This window comes from Streptomyces sp. NPDC007095 (assembly GCF_040634475.1).
GTDB lineage: Bacteria > Actinomycetota > Actinomycetes > Streptomycetales > Streptomycetaceae > Streptomyces.
Genome location: NZ_JBEYFS010000145.1, coordinates 13,262 through 30,856, shown reverse-complemented (window position 1 = coordinate 30,856; position 17,595 = coordinate 13,262). Strand labels below are relative to the sequence as shown.

Genomic DNA, 17,595 nt, shown 5'->3' with positions numbered 1-17,595 from the left:
GCGGCGACCGCGCCCTGGACCAGCTGCTGCGCGCGGTGGCCGCGGCCACCTTCCGGCCCCTGCTGATCGCGGTCGCCGCCGTGACCGTACGGCTCGCCCCGGTACGCCGGCTGCCGCGCCCCGCGCGCCGGAGCGCGGGCGCCCGTACCAGCCTGTTCGTGCACTCCCTGGGACGGCGTGGACCGCCGCTCTCGGCCGCTGTCGCCTGAGCCATCGCTTCTGCGCGACAGCCCTTGAGCACCAGCAGTCCCCCATACGTATCCGCGTACGACGTGTGCGCGTCCCCCATGGAGATCACCAACATGAGCAAGCGGAACAGCCAGGCGGCGAAGACGGCGGCCAGGGAGAAGCTGCGCCTCGAGCGCGAGCGCCAGGCCAAGCGCGACAAGGTCAAGCGCCAGGCCATCGTGGCCGGCTCCATCGTCGCCGTCCTCGCGATAGCCGGCGGCGTCGGCTACGCGGTCGTGCAGAACAACAAGCCGAGCTACTGGGCGGGCCTGAAGGACGCCAAGGTCGTCGCCCCTGCCAACACCACGGGCACCAAGGGCACCACCGTCGTCATCGGCAAGAGCACCGCCAAGAAGACCCTCAAGATCTACGAGGACCCGCGCTGCCCGGTCTGCGCCCAGTTCGAGCAGACCGTCGGCTCGACCGTGAAGAAGGACATCGACGACGGCAAGTTCAAGTTCCAGTACGTCGGCGCCACGTTCATCGACGACAAGGACAACGGCCAGGGCTCCAAGAACGCGCTGAGCGCCCTGGGCGCCGCGCTGAACGTCAGCCCCGAGGCGTTCCTCGAGTACAAGACCGCGCTGTACTCGACGAAGTGGCACCCGGACGAGACGACCGACAAGTTCAAGGACGACGCCTACCTCCTCAAGGTCGCCGACACCGTTACCGCGCTGAAGGGCAACACCGCGTTCCAGAACGCGGTGAAGAAGGGCACCTACGACGCCTGGGCGATGGCCATGTCGAAGACCTTCGACGACAACAAGGAGGGTGTGACCGGCACCCCGGGCTTCGTCATGGACGGCAAGCAGCTCAACGGCGGCACCCCGCTGCTGACGGTGGCCGACTTCGACAAGGTGGTGGACGCGGCCCTCAAGGGCTGACGCCAACGGGGAATCCGGCCTCCGCATGAAGAGCGGGCGAACTTTCGAGGTTCGCCCGCTCTCGCGCATACCGATCAGTAACCTGTTCGGTCGTGACCAGTCGATACAGATCATCCGAGGCATCTCAGGGCCTCAACTCTCCCTCGCCCCGCCGCCGTACGGTCGTCAAGGCCGCGGCGGCGACCGCTGTCCTGGCCGGCCCGCTCGCCGCCGCGCTCCCGGCCCGCGCCGCCACGGACACTCCCGCCTTCCTGCACGGTGTCGCCTCCGGCGACCCGCTGCCCGACGGTGTCCTGCTGTGGACCCGGGTGACGCCCGGCTCCGAGGCGATACCCGGCTCGGGGCTCGGCCCGGACACCGAGGTCAGCTGGATCGTCGCCACGGACAAGGCGCTGACGAACGTCGTCTCCAAGGGCTCCCTCACCGCGACCGCCGCCTCCGACCACACCGTGAAGGCCGACATCCGTGGTCTACGGCCGGCCACCGACTACTGGTTCCGGTTCTCGGCCGGCGGCACCGACTCGCCGGTGGCGCGCACCCGCACCGCGCCGGCGGCGGACGCGAGCGTCTCCGGCCTGCGCTTCGGCGTCGTCACCTGCGCCAACTGGGAGGCGGGCTACTTCGCGTCGTACCGCCATCTCGCGGCACGGAGCGACCTGGACGCCTGGCTGCATCTCGGGGACTACATCTACGAGTACAAGTCCGGCGAGTACGCGGCCCGCGGCACGGTCGTACGGCCTCATGCGCCCCTGAACGAGATCATCACGCTCGCCGACTACCGCACCCGGCACGGAAAGTACAAGACCGACCCGGACCTTCAGGCCCTGCACCTCAAGGCGCCGGTCATCGCGATCTGGGACGACCACGAGTTCGCCGACAACGCCTGGTCCGGCGGCGCGGTCAACCACACCGAGGGCGCCGAGGGAACCTGGACGGCACGTCAGGCCGCCGCGAAGCAGGCCTACTTCGAGTGGATGCCGGTGCGCCCGGCGATCGAGGGCACCACCTACCGCCGACTGCGCTTCGGCAAGCTCGCCGACCTGTCCCTGCTGGATCTGCGCTCCTTCCGCTCCCAGCAGGCGTCCACGGGCAGCGGTTCGGTCGACGACCCGGAGCGTACGATCATCGGGCGCGCACAACTCGACTGGCTGAAGGCCGGGTTGAAGGCATCCGACACCACCTGGCGGCTGGTCGGCAACTCGGTGATGATCGCGCCGTTCGTCATCGGCTCGCTCACCGCCGACCTGCTCAAGCCGCTCGCCAAGCTGCTGGACCTGCCGCAGGACGGCATCGGCGTCAACACCGACCAGTGGGACGGCTACACCGACGACCGCCGTGAACTCCTCGCCCATCTGCGCTCGAACGCGATCGGCAACACGGTGTTCCTCACCGGCGACATCCACATGTCCTGGGCCAACGACGTGCCGGTGGACGCCGGAACGTACCCACTGTCCGCGTCGGCCGCCACCGAGTTCGTGATCACCTCGGTGACCTCGGACAACCTCGACGACATCGTGAAGGTCCCCGAGGGCACGGTCTCCGCGGTCGCCGCCCCGCTCATCCAGATCGCCAACCGGCACGTCCACTGGGTCGACACCGACCGCCACGGATACGGCGTCCTGGACATCACCGCCGACCACGCGCAGATGGACTACTACGTCCTGTCCGACCGCACGAACGCCAACGCGACCTCGGCCTGGGCTCGTTCGTACCGCACGCGCACCGGCACGCAGAAGGTCGAGCGCACCTACGACCCGGTATAGAAGACAACTCCGGGCGCGGCCAGAAGGATCTTGATAGCGTCGCACACATTGTCGGATCGTCATACTGACGAACCGTCAGTTCCATGAGGATTGGAGTCACATGGCCACCCCCCAAAGTGTCCTGACGAAGACCGCAGTGCTCGGCGCCGCCCTCGCCCTCGCCGGACTCACCGCCACATCCGCCGAGGCGCAGGAAGCCACAGCGGCAGCGGCACCGGCGTTCGTCAACCTGACCACGGCGGAAAGCTCTCCCATATACGCCCAGCCCACTTCCTCGTCGACGAGGTACCGCACGGAGCCGCGGGGCACGACCCTGCGGATCCAGTGCTCGACCACCAAGACCCCCTCGGGGGAACGGTGGTTCAGGATCTACGACTCCCAGCCGACGTCCTGGGTGTGGTCCGGTCACTTCCCGTCGCAGGTGCACCCGCCCAAGGAGTGCTTCCCGGGCTAGGGTCTCCGACGTTCCACAACGCCGGTAGTCGCAGTTGACCGAAGGTGAACAGGCAGGCCCGGGTCATCCGACAGGTGGCCCGGGCCCGTCTGTCGGTGGTCTGTCGCCCCGGTGCGGCGGACCGCTACAGCGAGTCGAGGAAGCCGAGCGCCACCCGCCAGGTGGCCTCGGCGGCCTCTTCGTCATAGTCGGGAAGGTCGGGGTCGGTGTAGAGGTGCCCGGCGCCCGCGTACCGGTAGATCTCCACGTCGGCGCCCGCTTTGCCCATCTGCAGGTACCAGGCGCTCAGCCAGTCGTCCGTCTCGAACGGGTCCGGCTCCGCGACATGCAGCTGGACCGGCAGCTCGTCCACCGACGCGCTCTCGGCGATGTCCGACGTGCCGTGCAGGAGCAGCAGCCCACGGGCCTTCTCGTCGCCGAGCGCCAGGGTCTGCGCGATGGAGGCGCCGAGCGAGAATCCCGCGTACACCAGGCCGCGCTCGGAGTAGGGAGCGGCGGCCAGGACGGCTCGTCTGAGCAGCTCCTCCTTGCCGATCCCGTCGTTGAAGGCCATGCCCTCCTCCACGGTCTCGAAGGTGCGTCCCTCGAAAAGGTCCGGGGTCCACACCTCGTGCCCCGCGGCACGCAGCCGGTCGGCCGCCGCGCGCACCGCGGGCCGGGGCCCGTAGGTCGAGTGAAAGAGCGTGATGTTCATGCGCCCCATGGTGCCAGCCAGGACCGACAACACCGGATCGAGGTCCGGGGACCGGGGCGACATGTTCAGAGCGGCCCCGTGCCGGTTACGGTCTCAGGCATGGAGAACGTACTGCGTCCCCTGATCGTCGTCGGTGGCTCGGTCGTGCTCACGCTGCTCATCGGGTGGGCCGTGGACCGCGTACTGCGCAAGGCCGACGCCCGGCACCAGGAAACCTCTCTGTGGGGCCTGCTGCGTCGCGCACGGGTCCCCTTCCAGCTCGTGTTGTTCGCCGCCCTGCTGCGCGGCTCGTACGACCAGGCGAAGCTGCTCGTGGAACACCGGGTCGGCGTCGGCCGCACCCTGACCCTGATCCTCATCGGGTCCGCCGCGTGGCTCGTGATCCGCATCGCGACGGCGATCGTCGAGACCTCCTACACCCGCTATGCGAACGCCCACCGCGACCCCGCGCGGGTCCGCCGGGTGCGCACGCAAGTGACCCTGATCCAACGGGTGGTGTCCGCGATCGTCACCGTGGTGGCCGTCGCCTCGATGCTGCTCGCCTTCCCCGCGATGCGCGCGGCCGGTGCCTCGCTGCTGGCCTCGGCCGGCATCCTCGGCATCGTCGCCGGTGTCGCCGCCCAGTCCACGCTGGCGAATCTCTTCGCCGGGCTGCAGATCGCCTTCGGCGACATGGTGCGCCTCGGTGACACGGTCGTGGTGGACGGCGAGTGGGGCACCGTCGAGGAGATCACACTGACGTTCCTGACGGTACGCACGTGGGACGAGCGCCGGATCACGATGCCGGTCTCGTACTTCACTTCCAAGCCCTTCGAGAACTGGTCCCGTGGCACCCCCCAGATGACGGGAATCGTCTTCTTCCACGTCGATCACTCGGCGCCCGTGGAGGCGATGCGCGAGCAGCTCCGCGACATCCTGCGCGAGTGCCCGGCCTGGGACGGCCGCGACTACGGCCTCGCCGTCACCGACTCCACCCCCAACACCATGCAGGTGCGCGCCCTGGTGACCGCGAAGGACGCGGACGACATCTGGACGGTACGGGTCACGGTGCGCGAGCGCATGATCCGCTGGCTCACCGACGAACACCCCTACGCTCTCCCCCGCGTCAACACCGCCGAAGCGATCCTGCCGCTGCGCTGGTCCAACGGCCACCGCCACCGCCCGGACCACGACGACACCGACGACGCGATAACCGCCCCCACGACCCCCTACACCCCCGACCCCCCACGAACGGGCCCAGGCCGAGGCTGACCACCAGAGGAGCCCCGCCACCGCTCACCACCCGCAGTCGCCGACGACGAGTCATCCCCGCATGCGACCGTCGCTTGTCGGCGGGGTGGTGGAAACGGGCGGTGCGCGGGCGGGAGAACAGGCTCAGCCCAGGCCCGGTGCAACGTCACCGCAGGCTACGGACGTCCAGGTGCCGCAGCACCCGGTCCACGATCTCCGGATCCGCCCCCGGCTCACTCCGCGCCGACAACACCTCATGCCGCGCCGCACTCAACATCTCCCCCTGAATCCGCCGCAACCGCTTCACCCGTCTAGCCCGCTGCTCATACGCCTCCCTCCGCTCCTCGTCCCCCAGATCCGGACTGATCCGCGTCCCGATGTCGAAGGCCCGCCGAATCAGCTGCTCGGACAACTCCTCCGGCAGCTCCTCCACCTCCTCGATCTCCTTGAGCCTCCGCTTCGCCGCCTTCGCCGCCCGAACCGCCAGCTCCTTCTCGAACGCCTTCTCGACATCCTCGTCGGCCCGCACCCCGAGCCTGCGCACCAGCCACGGCAGCGTGAGCCCCTGGAGCACCAGCGTCGCCATGATCACCCCGAACGCGATGAAGATGATCTCGTCCCGGTCGGGAAACGGCGACCCGTCGTCCATCTTCAGCGGAATGGCCAGCGCGAGGGCCACGGACGCGACCCCGCGCATCCCCGACCACCACATGATCACGGTCTCCCGCCACGAGGTCGGAATCTCCTCGTCGTAGTCCCGTTTCGCATGCAGCCGCTTCGTCAGCCACGTCGCCGGCATCAGATACGCCAGCCGTACGAACACCACGACGGCGACGACCGCGGCGGCCCATCCCAGCATCTCCCCCCACCGCCCCGACGCCGTCCTGATCGCGTTGTGCAGTTCGAGCCCGATCAGCCCGAACGCGACCCCGGTGACGAGCGTGTCCACCACGTCCCAGAACGTGTACCCGGCGAGCCGAGTCATGACGTCGTCGGCATCGGTGGCGTACTCCGCGAGGAACATCGCGGTGGTGAGCACGGCGAGCACCCCGGACCCGTGCAGCTCCTCCGCCAGGACGTACGACGCGAAGGGCACCAGCAGCGTCAGCCCGATCTGCAACGTGGCGTCGCCGAGCAGCGACATCAGCTTGTTCGCCGCCCACCCCAGTGCCAGCCCGACGGCGACCGCCACCACCGCGGACAGCACCAGATCGAGCCCTGCCCGCCACGGGGAGAAGGTGCCGCTCACCGCGGCGGCGATCGCGACGTGGTAGAGCACGATGGCCGTCACGTCGTTGAAGAGCCCCTCGCCCTCCAGGATCGACACCAGTCGGCGGGGCAGCCCGAGCTGTCCCGCGACGGCCGTCGCGGCGACCGGGTCGGGCGGCGCCACCAGCGCGCCCAGGGCGACGGCGGCGGCGATCGGCAGCCCCGGCACGATGGCGTTGGCGACGAAGGCCACGGCCGCCGTGGTGACGAACACCAGCGCCACGGCGAGCAGGAAGATCGGCCGTTTGTTGGCGGTGAACTGTCTCCACGAGGTGCGCCGCACCGAGGCGTACAGCAGCGGAGGCAGCAGCAGGGGCAGGATCAGGTCAGGCGGGACGTCCACATTGGGCACGAAGTCCAGGACGGCCAGCACGATCCCGAGGAGCGTCATCAGAACGGGCGCCGGCAGCCTGAGCCGGTCCCCCACCGGAACGCTCACCACGGCCCCGAGCAGCAGCACGAACAACAGGGCCAACTGATCCACGGTCAGCGCTCCGGCTAGGTCTGGGCGATCAAGGAAGAGCCAGACCTCAAGCGTGCCACGCGCTTACGACAATGCCCTTCCGGCAACCCGCGTGCGACGAACCCCGTCTCACAGAGCCTTGCGCATCGCCCGGTGGTCGATCCCGGCGTCGAGGAACTCCGCGCCGTACGCCACGTACCCGAGCCGCTCGTAGAACCCCATCGCCTGCGTCTGCGCGTGCAGGTCCACCGCGGCGAGCCCACACGCGCGTGCCGCGTCCTCGATGGCCCGTACGAGGGCCACGCCGACGCCGAGCCCGCGCGCCGCCTTCGTCACGGCGAGCCGGCCGAGCGAGCCGGCCGTCGGGTCGCCGCCGGTCTTGGCGGCGGCCTCCGGGCCGTACAGGAGCCGCCCGGTGCCCAGCGGCACCCCGTCCTCGCGGATCGCCAGCACATGCAGGGCACCGGCGTCGTACGCGTCGTACTCGATGTCCTCAGGGACGCCCTGTTCGCCGACGAAGACCTCCTTGCGCACCGCGAAGCACGCCTCCCGGTCCGCGGCGTCCTCGGCCACCCGCACCGCGTAGGAGCCTCCCCGCGCCCCGTCCGAGCCGCTCACGCGTAGCTCTCCTCACGCACCTTGTCGAGCGCCTTCTGCAGGTCCTCGGGGTAGTCGCTCTCGAATTCCGCCCACTGCCCGTCCCCGGGGTGCTCGAAGCCGAGGCGCACCGCGTGCAGCCACTGCCGGGTCAGACCGAGCCGCTTGGCGATCGTCGGGTCCGCGCCGTACGTCAGGTCGCCCACGCAAGGGTGGCGGTGGGCCGCCATGTGGACACGGATCTGATGGGTGCGGCCGGTCTCCAGCTTGATGTCGAGCAGGCTGGCCGCGCGGAACGCCTCGATCAGGTCGTAGTGCGTGACGGACGGCTTGCCCTCGGCCGTCACCGCCCACTTGTAGTCGTGGTTCGGGTGCCGGCCGATGGGCGCGTCGATGGTGCCGCTCATCGGGTCGGGGTGCCCCTGGACCAGCGCGTTGTACCGCTTGTCGACCGTGCGTTCCTTGAACTGTCGCTTCAGCGAGGTGTACGCGCGCTCCGACTTGGCCACGACCATCAGCCCGGAGGTGCCGACGTCCAGCCGGTGCACGATGCCCTGCCGCTCGGCGGCACCCGAGGTCGAGATCCGGTAACCGGCCGCCGCGAGGCCGCCGATCACCGTCGGACCGCTCCAGCCGGGGCTCGGGTGCGCGGCCACACCGACCGGCTTGATGATCACGACGATGTCGTCGTCGTCGTGCACGATCTCCATGCCCTCGACGGGCTCGGCGACGATCTGCACGGGGGCGGGAGCCTGCGGCATCTCCACTTCGAGCCAGGCGCCGCCGTGCACCCGCTCGGACTTTCCGACCACCGAGCCGTCGACCGTGACCTTCCCCGCCGCGGCGAGCTCGGCGGCCTTCGTGCGGGAGAAGCCGAACATCCGGGAGATGGCGGCGTCGACGCGCTCGCCCTCCAGGCCGTCGGGCACGGGCAGGTTGCGGATCTCGGGAATGGTGCTCACCCGTCGAGTATGCCGGACGGGTCGGACACCGCCGGACCATCGCCCGAACAGCAGTGCCCGTGGACCTGCCTCCAGACGTCCCCGTACGGACACTCCGTGCGGGCCGATCAGTCCTTGTGGTCCGATCAGTCCTTGTGGACCGTGCCGTCCGGGTCGAGCCCGCGGAAGGACAGCAGCACGATCAGGATGCCGCCGCAGACGATCGCCGAGTCGGCCAGGTTGAAGACTGCGAAGTGCTTGGGCGCGATGAAGTCCACGACCGCGCCCTCGAAGATCCCGGGCGAGCGGAAGATCCGGTCGGTCAGGTTGCCGAGCGCACCGCCCAGCAGCAGACCGAGCGCGATCGCCCAAGGCAGGCTGTAGAGCTTGCGCGCGAGCCGCGCGATCACCACGATCACGGCCGCGGCGATCACCGTGAAGATGATCGTGAACGCCTCGCCGAAGCCGAAGGCCGCTCCCGCGTTGCGGATCGCCTCCAGCCTCAGCCAGTCCCCGACGATCTGGATCGGCGCGTGGTGCTCCAGCTTCGCGACCACGATCAGCTTGCTGACCAGGTCGAGGGCGTACGCCAAGGCGGCGACGGTGAACAGGACGGCGATCCTGCGCCTGCCCCTGGGCCCCTGGGCCGGGGCCCCGGTCCCTTCCACGCCGGACTGCTCCGGCTCGGCGCCGCCCGCTCCTGGGGTATCCGGCGTACCGATGATGCGCTCCGCCTCTGCCACGTGAGTGAGTCCCTCGACCTAGGTGCCTGACTGAGGACGAGGGTACGGCACACCCCCCGGCGCCCACGTGCGCAGGAGCCCTCCCGAGTCATTCAGTAGCGGCGTTCCTGCTTCTGCTTGCACTCGACGCACAGGGTGGCCCGCGGGAAGGCCTGCATCCGCGCCTTGCCGATGGGGTCGCCGCAGTTCTCGCAGAGCCCGTACGTGCCCGCGTCGAGCCGCTCCAGCGCTCGCTCGGTCTGCTCCAGCATCTCGCGCGCGTTGGCCGCCAGGGCCATCTCGTGCTCGCGCGTGATGTTCTTCGTGCCGGTGTCCGCCTGATCGTCGCCCGCGCCGTCGCCGGAGTCGCGCATCAGGCCCGCGACCGCCTCTTCGGAGGACGAGATCTCGGTGCTCAGCCGCAACGCCTCGGACTGGAGTTCGGTGCGCGCCTCCGCGGCCTCCTCCGGAGTCCAGGGGTCCTCGCCGGGGCGCACCGCGAGCTCGCCGGGCTCCACCGCGGCGATCCGCGCCTTGGGAACCGCGGTGGGGTTCTGCGCCGCCGTGGCCGTGCCAGGAGTCTTCTTCGCAACCACCGTCGTGGCTCCCGTCGTCTTCGCGGCCTTGGCCGCGCCTTCGGCCGCGGAAGCGACCGACTTCTTCGCCGTACTGGTGCTTTTCCTTGCCGTGCCGGTGCTCTTCCTGACCACGCTCTTCCCGTCGGCCTTCTTGGCCACCGCCTTCCGGGCCACGGCTTCCTTGGCCACCACTTCCTTGGACACCGTCTTCTTGGCGGCCGCTTTCTTGGCGACCGCCTTCTTGGTGGCTCCCTTCGTAGCGGCCGCTTTGCCGGTGGCGGTCTTCGGAGCGGCCGTCTTACCGACTCCGGCGGCCTTACCGCCGGCCTCTTTCCTGGTGGCCGCCGCCTTCTTGCCGACAGCGGTTTTCGTGGCCGTCTTGGTGACGGTCTTGGTGGCGGTCTTCACCGGGTTGGCCGCCGCGTGCGCCACCGACGCGCTCTTCTTCCCGCCCACGTCCTTGGCCGCCGGACCCGTGGATCTGCCGGACGCCGACTGCTGTACGGCGGTCTTTTTCGCCACCATGGCCGCGGCCCCTTCACATATTGTGATTTTGCGCGCAAATCGTGCTGGGACGATAAATCGACTTCTGGCCCGCGGCAACCGGGCCCACCAACGTTTCGTCCGCCCCGCGGGTCCCGCGCGACGAACCTTCATGCGTTGTGCCCAGCTCCCCGCCGGGTAATCCGCCAGGTCCGGCGTCCCAGGATCCGGACGCCCGCGCCTCGCCGTTCGGGTCACCGCGCAGACCGCGGCACCACCCCGGGCGGCCCCGGCGACGTACCCCGGAAAACCGGTCGGCCGCCGTCCGCACGGCGCCGTACACTGGGCGCAGCGAGAAGCGTGGATGGGGACGAGTAGCGGCGTACGCAGCCAAGAGCGACCCGGGGACGGTGGAAGCCCGGGGGCGAGCGCGACGCGAAGATCACCCCGGAGCCGCCGGAAGAAAGCCGCAGCGAGCGAGCAGCGGCCGGTAGAACCGGCATCGCGACCCCAATGAGGGGGTTCACCGGTGCACAGCACGCACCGGGGAGCCAAGGAGGGTGGTACCGCGGGAGCGCGCCGCGCACGGCGTTCGCAGCATCCAGGAGATGGCTGCTCAGGCTCTCGTCCCTCCGGACGGAAGGCAGAAAGTCCGCCGGAGGAAGCTCGCTGATGACAACGCCGACGTACCGCCAGGTGCCCGCCCAGGTCGACCTGCCCGCCCTCGAGCACGCCGTGCTCGACTTCTGGCGTGAGCAGAAGGTCTTCGCCAAGAGCCTTGAGCAGTCCGAGGGCCGCCCCGAGTGGGTGTTCTACGAGGGCCCGCCCACCGCGAACGGCATGCCGGGCGCCCACCACATCGAGGCGCGCGTCTTCAAGGACGTCTTCCCGCGCTTCCGCACCATGCGCGGCTATCACGTGGGCCGCAAGGCCGGCTGGGACTGCCACGGCCTTCCGGTCGAGCTCACGGTGGAGAAGGAGCTCGGTTTCACCGGCAAGCAGGACATCGAGGCGTACGGCATCGCGGAGTTCAACGCCAAGTGCCGCGAGTCCGTGACCCGTCACACCGACGCCTTCACCGAGCTCACCAACCGCATGGGCTACTGGGTCGACCTGGACGACGCGTACCGCACGATGGACCCCGAGTACGTGGAGTCCGTGTGGTGGTCGCTCAAGGAGATCTTCAACAAGGGTCTGCTGGTCCAGGACTACCGCGTCGCCCCGTGGTGCCCGCGCGACGAGACGGGTCTGTCGGACCACGAGCTGGCGCAGGGCTACGAGACGGTCGTCGACCCGTCCGTGTACGTCCGTTTCCCGCTCACCTCCGGTCCGCTGGCCGGCCAGGCCGCGCTCCTGGTGTGGACGACGACCCCGTGGACGCTGGTCTCCAACACCGCGGTCGCCACGCACCCCGAGGTCGTCTACGTCGTCGCGACGAACGGTGAGGAGAAGCTCGTCGTCGCCGCGCCGCTGGTCGAGAAGGCGCTCGGCGAGGGCTGGGAGACCACCGGTGAGACCTTCACCGGCGCCGAGATGGAGCGCTGGACCTATCAACGTCCGTTCGAACTGGTCGAGTTCCCGGCCGAGGCCCACTACGTGGTCAACGCCGAGTATGTGACGACCGAGGACGGTACGGGCCTGGTCCACCAGTCCCCCGCCTTCGGCGAGGACGACCTCAAGGTGTGCCGCGCGTACGGACTGCCGGTGGTGAACCCCGTCCGCCCGAACGGCACTTTCGAGGAGAGCGTGCCGCTCGTCGGCGGTGTCTTCTTCAAGAAGGCGGACGAAAAGCTCACCGAGGACCTCCAGGACCGGGGTCTGCTCTTCAAGCACATCCCGTACGAGCACAGCTACCCGCACTGCTGGCGCTGCCACACCGCGCTGCTGTACTACGCGCAGCCGTCCTGGTACATCCGCACCACCGCCATCAAGGACCGTCTCCTCCAGGAGAACGAGAAGACCAACTGGTTCCCGGAGTCCGTCAAGCACGGCCGCTTCGGCGACTGGCTGAACAACAACGTCGACTGGGCGCTGTCCCGCAGCCGCTACTGGGGGACCCCGCTCCCGCTGTGGCGCTGCGAGGAGGGCCACCTCACCTGTGTCGGCTCCCGCGCCGAGCTCTCCGAGCTGACCGGCACCGACCAGTCGAACCTGGACCCGCACCGCCCGTTCATCGACGAGGTCACCTTCCCCTGCCCGCAGGACGCCTGCGGGCGGACGGCGACGCGCGTTCCGGAGGTCATCGACGCCTGGTACGACTCGGGTTCGATGCCGTTCGCGCAGTGGGGCTACCCGTACAAGAACAAGGAGCTCTTCGAGAGCCGCTACCCGGCACAGTTCGTCTCCGAGGCCATCGACCAGACCCGCGGCTGGTTCTACACGCTGATGGCCGTCGGCACGCTCGTCTTCGACAAGTCGTCGTACGAGAACGTCGTGTGCCTGGGCCACATCCTCGCCGAGGACGGCCGCAAGATGTCCAAGCACCTGGGCAACACCCTGCAGCCGATCCCGCTGATGGATCAGCACGGCGCGGACGCGGTGCGCTGGTTCATGGCGGCCGGCGGCTCCCCCTGGGCGGCCCGCCGCGTAGGCCACGGCACCATCCAGGAGGTGGTGCGCAAGACGCTCCTCACCTACTGGAACACGGTCGCCTTCCAGGCCCTCTACGCCCGGACCTCCGACTGGGCCCCCTCCGAGGCCGACCCGGCCCCGGCCGACCGCCCGGTCCTCGACCGCTGGCTGCTCTCCGAGCTGCACGCGCTCACCGACCAGGTCACACAGGCGCTGGAGGCGTACGACACCCAGCGCGCCGGAAAGCTCCTCTCCGCGTTCGTCGACGACCTCTCGAACTGGTACGTGCGCCGCTCCCGCCGCCGGTTCTGGCAGGGCGACAAGGCCGCGCTGCGGACCCTGCACGAGGTCGTGGAAACGGTCACGCGGCTGATGGCCCCGCTGACCCCGTTCATCACCGAGCGGGTCTGGCAGGACCTGATCGTCCCCGTGACGCCGGGCGCCCCCGAGTCCGTACACCTGTCCTCGTGGCCGGAGGCGGACCTGTCCGCCATCGACCCGGAGCTGTCGAGGCAGATGGTCCTCGTCCGGCGTCTCGTGGAGCTGGGCCGCGCCACGCGCGCGGAGTCGGGTGTCAAGACGCGCCAGCCGCTGTCCCGCGCGCTGGTCGGGGCGATCGGCTTCGAGTCCCTCGACGGGGAACTGCACGCGCAGATCACCGAAGAGCTGAACGTCACCTCCCTCGCCTCCCTCTCCGAGGTGGGCGGCTCGCTGGTCGACACCACGGCCAAGGCCAACTTCCGCGCGCTGGGCAAGCGCTTCGGCAAGAGCGTCCAGGCGGTCGCCAAGGTGATCGCCGAGACGGACGCGGCGGCCCTCTCCCTCGCCCTGCGCGAGGGCACCGCCTCGGTCGAGGTCGACGGCGAGACGGTGACGCTGGCCGCGGACGAGGTCATCATCACGGAGACCCCGCGTGAGGGGTGGTCGGTGGCCTCCGACTCGGGTGCCACGGTCGCTCTGGACCTGGAGATCACCGAGGAGCTGCGGCAGGCGGGCCTCGCCCGTGACGCGATCCGGCTGATCCAGGAGGCCCGCAAGAACAGCGGCCTCGACGTGGCCGACCGGATCGCGCTGCGCTGGACGTCCGCCGACCCGGCCGTCATCGCCGCCCTGAACGAGCACGCCGCGCTGATCGCCGACGAGGTCCTCGCCACCGACTTCGCCCAGAGCGAGGCCGACGACACCTACGGCGCTCCGTTCACCGACGAGGGCCTGTCCCTCACCTTCCGCCTCCGCAAGGCGTAGCCCCGGGCGGCGGGGCCGTACCCACGCCCCCACCGGCCGTCAGCCAGACGAATCAGGGCGGCCGGGTCCGGGGCGCAGCCCCGGCCCAAGGGGCGCGGGGAACCGTGCGACCAGCCCCCACCCACCCGCAGCCGAAGAACAACCCGGCCGGGGCCCACCAAAGATCCCAAAGATCTTGGTGGGCCCCGGCCTTCGGCGTTGCGTACCCCGTACAGATGCCCCAAGGAAACCGCACGCCCGCCCGAAACAGCACAGCAAGAGGGCACAGCAAAAGGGCGGAGCCCCGGAAAGATCCGGGGCTCCGCCCTGAACGCTGCCGACGCCTAAGGCGTACTCAAGGCCGTCAGTTGTCGTCCTCGTCGATGAGGAACCCACGCATCGGCGAGGGCGCCTGCTGCATCGGCGACGGCCCCTGGGGCCGCACCGGAGCCATCGGCTGGGTCATGGCCGGCGACATCTGCTGCTGCCCGCCGTAGGAGGGCGCGGCCGGTGCCGGGGCGCCGCCCATGCCCTGACCGCCGTACGACGGCGCACTCGCGCCGGCCGGAGCCATCGAGGGCGCGGAGGGCGACGGCAGGGAGGCCGTGGCCGGCGTACGCGGCGGGGCGAGCGAGTCGTCCGCCTGCGTCTCCAGCTGGCGCAGCTGCGACTCCAGGTAGGACTTCAGACGCGTGCGGTACTCGCGCTCGAAGCCACGCAGGTCCTCGACCTTGCGCTCCAGCGTGGCGCGGGCGGACTCCAGGGAGCCCATCGCGACACGGTGCTTCTCCTGCGCGTCCCGCTCCAGCGCGTCGGCCTTGGCACGGGCGTCACGCTCGAGACCCTCGGCGCGGCTGCGGGCCTCGCCGACGATCTTGTTGGCCTCGGAGCGGGCCTCGGCGATCGCCTGGTCGGCGGTCTGCTGAGCCAGCGAGAGGACACGCGCGGCGCTGTCGCCACCGGGGCCCTGCTGCGGCATCTGCGGGCCGTGACCGCCCATGGGGCCACCCATGGGTCCGCCCATCGGGCCACCCATCTGCTGCTGCATCTGGCCCGGCATCTGCTGCTGCATCTGCTGCTGCATCTGCTGGCCGGGACCCTGGCCCATCGGACCCTGGCCCATCTGCCCCTGACCCATCGGACCCTGGCCCATGGGGCCCTGGCCCATCTGGCCCTGACCCATGGGGCCCTGGCCCATCGGACCCTGACCCATGGGGCCCTGGCCCTGCTGGCCGCCCTGGGCACTGGGGCCCGCGGGCAGCTGCGGCGCACCGCTCGGCAGCTGGGGCGGACCACCCATGGGGCCACCCATCTGCTGCTGCGGCGGGCCCGATATGCCGGCGGGTACGGGGGCGCCGGGACCTCGCATGCCCTGCGGCGGGCCCTGCTGATCCTGCTGCTCGGGCGGCTTGCGCATGCCCTGCTGCTGGTTCTGCGCAGCCGCGCGCGTGGCCGCCGCCAGTTTGGCGCGCAGGTCCTCGTTCTCGCGGAGCAGTCGCGTCAGTTCGGCTTCGACCTCGTCGAGGAAGGCATCGACCTCGTCCTCGTCATAGCCTTCTCGGAGGCGGACGGTCGTGAACTGCTTGTTCCGCACGTCCTCGGGGGTCAACGGCATCTCTTCACCTCAACGTAGTCGTCGGCATTCGGCAAGACCGTATCGTTCACAGCCGGCTCACGACGGAGATCAGGATGTAGACGATGATCATCAGTACGAAGAAGGACAGGTCAAGCGCCACGCCCCCGAGACGCAGCGGCGGAATGAACCGCCGCAGAAGCTTGAGCGGTGGATCGGTGACAGTGTAGGTGGCCTCGAGAACGACCACCATCGCCTTGCCGGGTTGCCATGAGCGGGCGAACTGGAAGACGTAGTCCATGACCAACCGGAAAATCAACACGACGAGGAAACACGTCAGCGCGACGTAGAGAACCTGCCCGACCACGCTCATGATCCGCGCTTCCCTCTCCCCTGTTTCCGTACCTTGATCCGGTCCTGCGTCTCAGCTCTGGTTGAAGAACCCGCCCTCTGCGATGCGGGCCTTGTCCTCCGCCGTGACATCGACGTTAGCAGGCGACAACAGGAACACCTTCTGCGTCACCCGCTCGATGCTGCCGTGGAGACCAAACACCAAACCGGCCGCAAAGTCGACAAGTCGCTTCGCATCTGTGTCATCCATCTCAGTCAGATTCATGATCACCGGGGTGCCCTCACGGAAGTGTTCCCCGATGGTACGGGCCTCGTTGTAGGTCCGCGGGTGAAGTGTGGTGATCCGGTACGGCTCTCGTTCCGACACGACTTTGGGCATGATCACCGGTGCGTTCTTCTCCAGGCTTGCGCGTTCTTGTGTGATGGACGCCACGGGCGCGATCCGCGCCGGACGGCTGGATTCCGCAGCGAGCGAAGCGGAATGCGGCACCGGATCGCGAGGCGCCGGAGGCTGCACCATTCGTACCGATTCATCCCGTTGGGACTGATGTGCCTGATGCGACTGGTGGGGCGGCTCATGCCGCCGCCGGTCACGCTCGGGCTCCGGGTCGAGCTCGGGCTCGAACTCGTCATCGGGGTCGAATCCCCTGCCGTCGTACCCATCGTCCTCCACGAGGCCGAGGTAGACCGCCATCTTGCGCATCGCGCCGGCCATGCTCTGAGTCCTCCGCTCTGTGGTGGATCGGCTGACGAAGTGCCAAGTGCCCGCGATCCACGAGGTCGTTATGCCCGCCAGTGGCGGTAATGACCATATTTTCTGCTGTGGTCCGACTTCTTGGCGACGTTACCCGAGCCCGGGTCGGACTCCGAGTACCGCCGTACCGACGCGTACATGTGTCGCTCCGGCCGCCACGGCCTGCTCGAGGTCCGCACTCATCCCTGCAGACACCATGTTCGCAGCAGGATGCGTGCGGCGCATAGCAGTCGACAAATCCATCAGCCGCTCGAACGCCGCTTGTTGGCGCCCTGCGTACACCCCGGTGAGCGGCGCGACGGTCATCAGTCCGTCGAGCCGGAGCCCGGGTGCCCCGGCGACGAGGTCGGCCAACTCTTCGATTCCGCCGACTCCCACGCCTCCCCGCTCACCCCGGCCGCTCTCCTGCGCGTCCAGTGCGACCTGGATGAGGCAGCCCACCTCGCGCTCCACCCGCACCGCTTCCTTCGACAGGGCCGTGACAAGCCGGGCACGGTCCACGGACTGCACCACATCCGCATAACCGACCACAGAACGCACCTTGTTGGTCTGCAACTGGCCGACAAAATGCCACGAGAGGGGCAGATCCGAGCAAGCCGCTGCCTTGGGCGCCGCGTCCTGGTCCCGGTTCTCGGCGACGTGGCGCACACCGAGTTCCGACAGGACCCGCACATCGCTGGCGGGGTAGGTCTTGGTGACCACGATCAGGGTCACCTCTTCGCGCTTGCGCCCGGCGGCCACACAGGCCGCCGCGATGCGTTCTTCCACTTTCGCCAGATTTCCGGCGAGTTGAGCCTTACGGTCCGTCATGCCCCA

General features: G+C 69.4%; 15 protein-coding genes and 1 pseudogene. 6 read left to right on the top strand and 10 right to left on the bottom strand.

All coding sequences use genetic code 11. The features are described from left to right. The 4 genes and pseudogenes from ABZ656_RS37730 to ABZ656_RS37715 all read left to right on the top strand — a co-directional run. Positions 1 to 209, top strand: a pseudogene (locus ABZ656_RS37730) (hypothetical protein); the annotation flags it as partial. 93 nt (positions 210 to 302) lie between these two features. Next, the gene (locus ABZ656_RS37725; RefSeq protein WP_101408203.1) at positions 303 to 1,112 is read left to right on the top strand and encodes a thioredoxin domain-containing protein; all 810 of its coding nucleotides are present in this window, start codon (positions 303 to 305) and stop codon (positions 1,110 to 1,112) included. Between the two features lie 92 nt (positions 1,113 to 1,204). Further along, the gene (locus tag ABZ656_RS37720) at positions 1,205 to 2,875 is read left to right on the top strand and encodes an alkaline phosphatase D family protein (protein ID WP_360274264.1); all 1,671 of its coding nucleotides are present in this window, start codon (positions 1,205 to 1,207) and stop codon (positions 2,873 to 2,875) included. 100 nt (positions 2,876 to 2,975) lie between these two features. Beyond that, positions 2,976 to 3,329, top strand: a complete 354-nt coding sequence (locus ABZ656_RS37715; protein WP_060902091.1) for a hypothetical protein — start codon at positions 2,976 to 2,978, stop codon at positions 3,327 to 3,329. Positions 3,330 to 3,453: 124 nt separating this feature from the next. On the opposite strand, the gene ABZ656_RS37710 is transcribed toward ABZ656_RS37715, so the two are convergent. Continuing rightward, positions 3,454 to 4,023 carry a dienelactone hydrolase family protein gene (locus ABZ656_RS37710; protein ID WP_360274261.1) on the bottom strand — a complete coding sequence of 190 codons (570 nt, stop codon included), beginning with the start codon at positions 4,021 to 4,023 and terminating at the stop codon, positions 3,454 to 3,456. A 99-nt stretch (positions 4,024 to 4,122) separates the two neighbouring features. Here ABZ656_RS37710 and ABZ656_RS37705 point away from each other — a divergent pair, with 99 nt between their 5' ends. Further along, positions 4,123 to 5,274 carry a mechanosensitive ion channel domain-containing protein gene (locus tag ABZ656_RS37705; RefSeq protein WP_360274258.1) on the top strand — a complete coding sequence of 384 codons (1,152 nt, stop codon included), beginning with the start codon at positions 4,123 to 4,125 and terminating at the stop codon, positions 5,272 to 5,274. A gap of 145 nt (positions 5,275 to 5,419) precedes the next feature. Here ABZ656_RS37705 and ABZ656_RS37700 read toward each other — a convergent pair whose 3' ends face one another. From ABZ656_RS37700 to ABZ656_RS37680, 5 genes are all read right to left on the bottom strand, one after another. Further along, entirely contained in the window at positions 5,420 to 7,006 is a 1,587-nt protein-coding gene (locus ABZ656_RS37700; protein ID WP_101405657.1) for a Na+/H+ antiporter, read from the bottom strand. A gap of 108 nt (positions 7,007 to 7,114) precedes the next feature. After that, positions 7,115 to 7,603 carry a GNAT family N-acetyltransferase gene (locus ABZ656_RS37695; protein ID WP_101405656.1) on the bottom strand — a complete coding sequence of 163 codons (489 nt, stop codon included), beginning with the start codon at positions 7,601 to 7,603 and terminating at the stop codon, positions 7,115 to 7,117. Then, a complete protein-coding gene (locus ABZ656_RS37690) occupies positions 7,600 to 8,544 on the bottom strand; it encodes an RluA family pseudouridine synthase (protein WP_097226191.1) in 945 nt (314 codons plus the stop codon). The genes ABZ656_RS37695 and ABZ656_RS37690 overlap by 4 nt, the downstream gene beginning before the upstream one ends. Before the next feature lie 125 nt (positions 8,545 to 8,669). Then, the gene (gene lspA, locus ABZ656_RS37685) at positions 8,670 to 9,266 is read right to left on the bottom strand and encodes a signal peptidase II (protein ID WP_101405655.1); all 597 of its coding nucleotides are present in this window, start codon (positions 9,264 to 9,266) and stop codon (positions 8,670 to 8,672) included. Positions 9,267 to 9,358: 92 nt separating this feature from the next. After that, complete coding sequence (locus ABZ656_RS37680) at positions 9,359 to 10,348, bottom strand: TraR/DksA C4-type zinc finger protein (protein ID WP_360274253.1); 990 nt, start codon at positions 10,346 to 10,348, stop codon at positions 9,359 to 9,361. A 630-nt stretch (positions 10,349 to 10,978) separates the two neighbouring features. Here ABZ656_RS37680 and ileS point away from each other — a divergent pair. Beyond that, positions 10,979 to 14,122 carry an isoleucine--tRNA ligase gene (ileS, locus tag ABZ656_RS37675; RefSeq protein WP_360274250.1) on the top strand — a complete coding sequence of 1,048 codons (3,144 nt, stop codon included), beginning with the start codon at positions 10,979 to 10,981 and terminating at the stop codon, positions 14,120 to 14,122. A 343-nt stretch (positions 14,123 to 14,465) separates the two neighbouring features. Here the strand turns inward: ileS and ABZ656_RS37670 are convergent, their stop codons facing one another. The 4 genes from ABZ656_RS37670 to ABZ656_RS37655 form a co-directional block, all read right to left on the bottom strand. Further along, positions 14,466 to 15,716 carry a DivIVA domain-containing protein gene (locus ABZ656_RS37670; RefSeq protein ID WP_101405652.1) on the bottom strand — a complete coding sequence of 417 codons (1,251 nt, stop codon included), beginning with the start codon at positions 15,714 to 15,716 and terminating at the stop codon, positions 14,466 to 14,468. A gap of 46 nt (positions 15,717 to 15,762) precedes the next feature. Then, on the bottom strand, positions 15,763 to 16,047 hold the full coding sequence (locus ABZ656_RS37665; RefSeq protein ID WP_075026383.1) for a YggT family protein: 285 nt from the start codon (positions 16,045 to 16,047) through the stop codon (positions 15,763 to 15,765). A 51-nt stretch (positions 16,048 to 16,098) separates the two neighbouring features. Continuing rightward, entirely contained in the window at positions 16,099 to 16,740 is a 642-nt protein-coding gene (gene sepF, locus ABZ656_RS37660) for a cell division protein SepF (RefSeq protein WP_101408202.1), read from the bottom strand. Positions 16,741 to 16,869: 129 nt separating this feature from the next. After that, positions 16,870 to 17,589: a YggS family pyridoxal phosphate-dependent enzyme gene (locus ABZ656_RS37655; RefSeq protein WP_101405651.1), complete on the bottom strand. Its 720-nt coding sequence runs from the start codon at positions 17,587 to 17,589 to the stop codon at positions 16,870 to 16,872. Between the last annotated feature and the right edge of the window lie 6 nt (positions 17,590 to 17,595).

Excerpts from the sequence above, each read along its gene's own strand:
- ABZ656_RS37725 (WP_101408203.1), top strand. The coding sequence starts at position 303 with ATGAGCAAGCGGAACAGCCAGGCGGCGAAGACGGCGGCCAGGGAGAAG.
- ABZ656_RS37715 (WP_060902091.1), top strand. The coding sequence starts at position 2,976 with ATGGCCACCCCCCAAAGTGTCCTGACGAAGACCGCAGTGCTCGGCGCC.
- ABZ656_RS37710 (WP_360274261.1), bottom strand. The coding sequence starts at position 4,023 with ATGAACATCACGCTCTTTCACTCGACCTACGGGCCCCGGCCCGCGGTG.
- ABZ656_RS37705 (WP_360274258.1), top strand. The coding sequence starts at position 4,123 with ATGGAGAACGTACTGCGTCCCCTGATCGTCGTCGGTGGCTCGGTCGTG.
- ABZ656_RS37680 (WP_360274253.1), bottom strand. The coding sequence starts at position 10,348 with ATGGTGGCGAAAAAGACCGCCGTACAGCAGTCGGCGTCCGGCAGATCC.
- ileS (WP_360274250.1), top strand. The coding sequence starts at position 10,979 with ATGACAACGCCGACGTACCGCCAGGTGCCCGCCCAGGTCGACCTGCCC.
- ABZ656_RS37670 (WP_101405652.1), bottom strand. The coding sequence starts at position 15,716 with ATGCCGTTGACCCCCGAGGACGTGCGGAACAAGCAGTTCACGACCGTC.
- ABZ656_RS37665 (WP_075026383.1), bottom strand. The coding sequence starts at position 16,047 with ATGAGCGTGGTCGGGCAGGTTCTCTACGTCGCGCTGACGTGTTTCCTC.
- sepF (WP_101408202.1), bottom strand. The coding sequence starts at position 16,740 with ATGGCCGGCGCGATGCGCAAGATGGCGGTCTACCTCGGCCTCGTGGAG.
- ABZ656_RS37655 (WP_101405651.1), bottom strand. The coding sequence starts at position 17,589 with ATGACGGACCGTAAGGCTCAACTCGCCGGAAATCTGGCGAAAGTGGAA.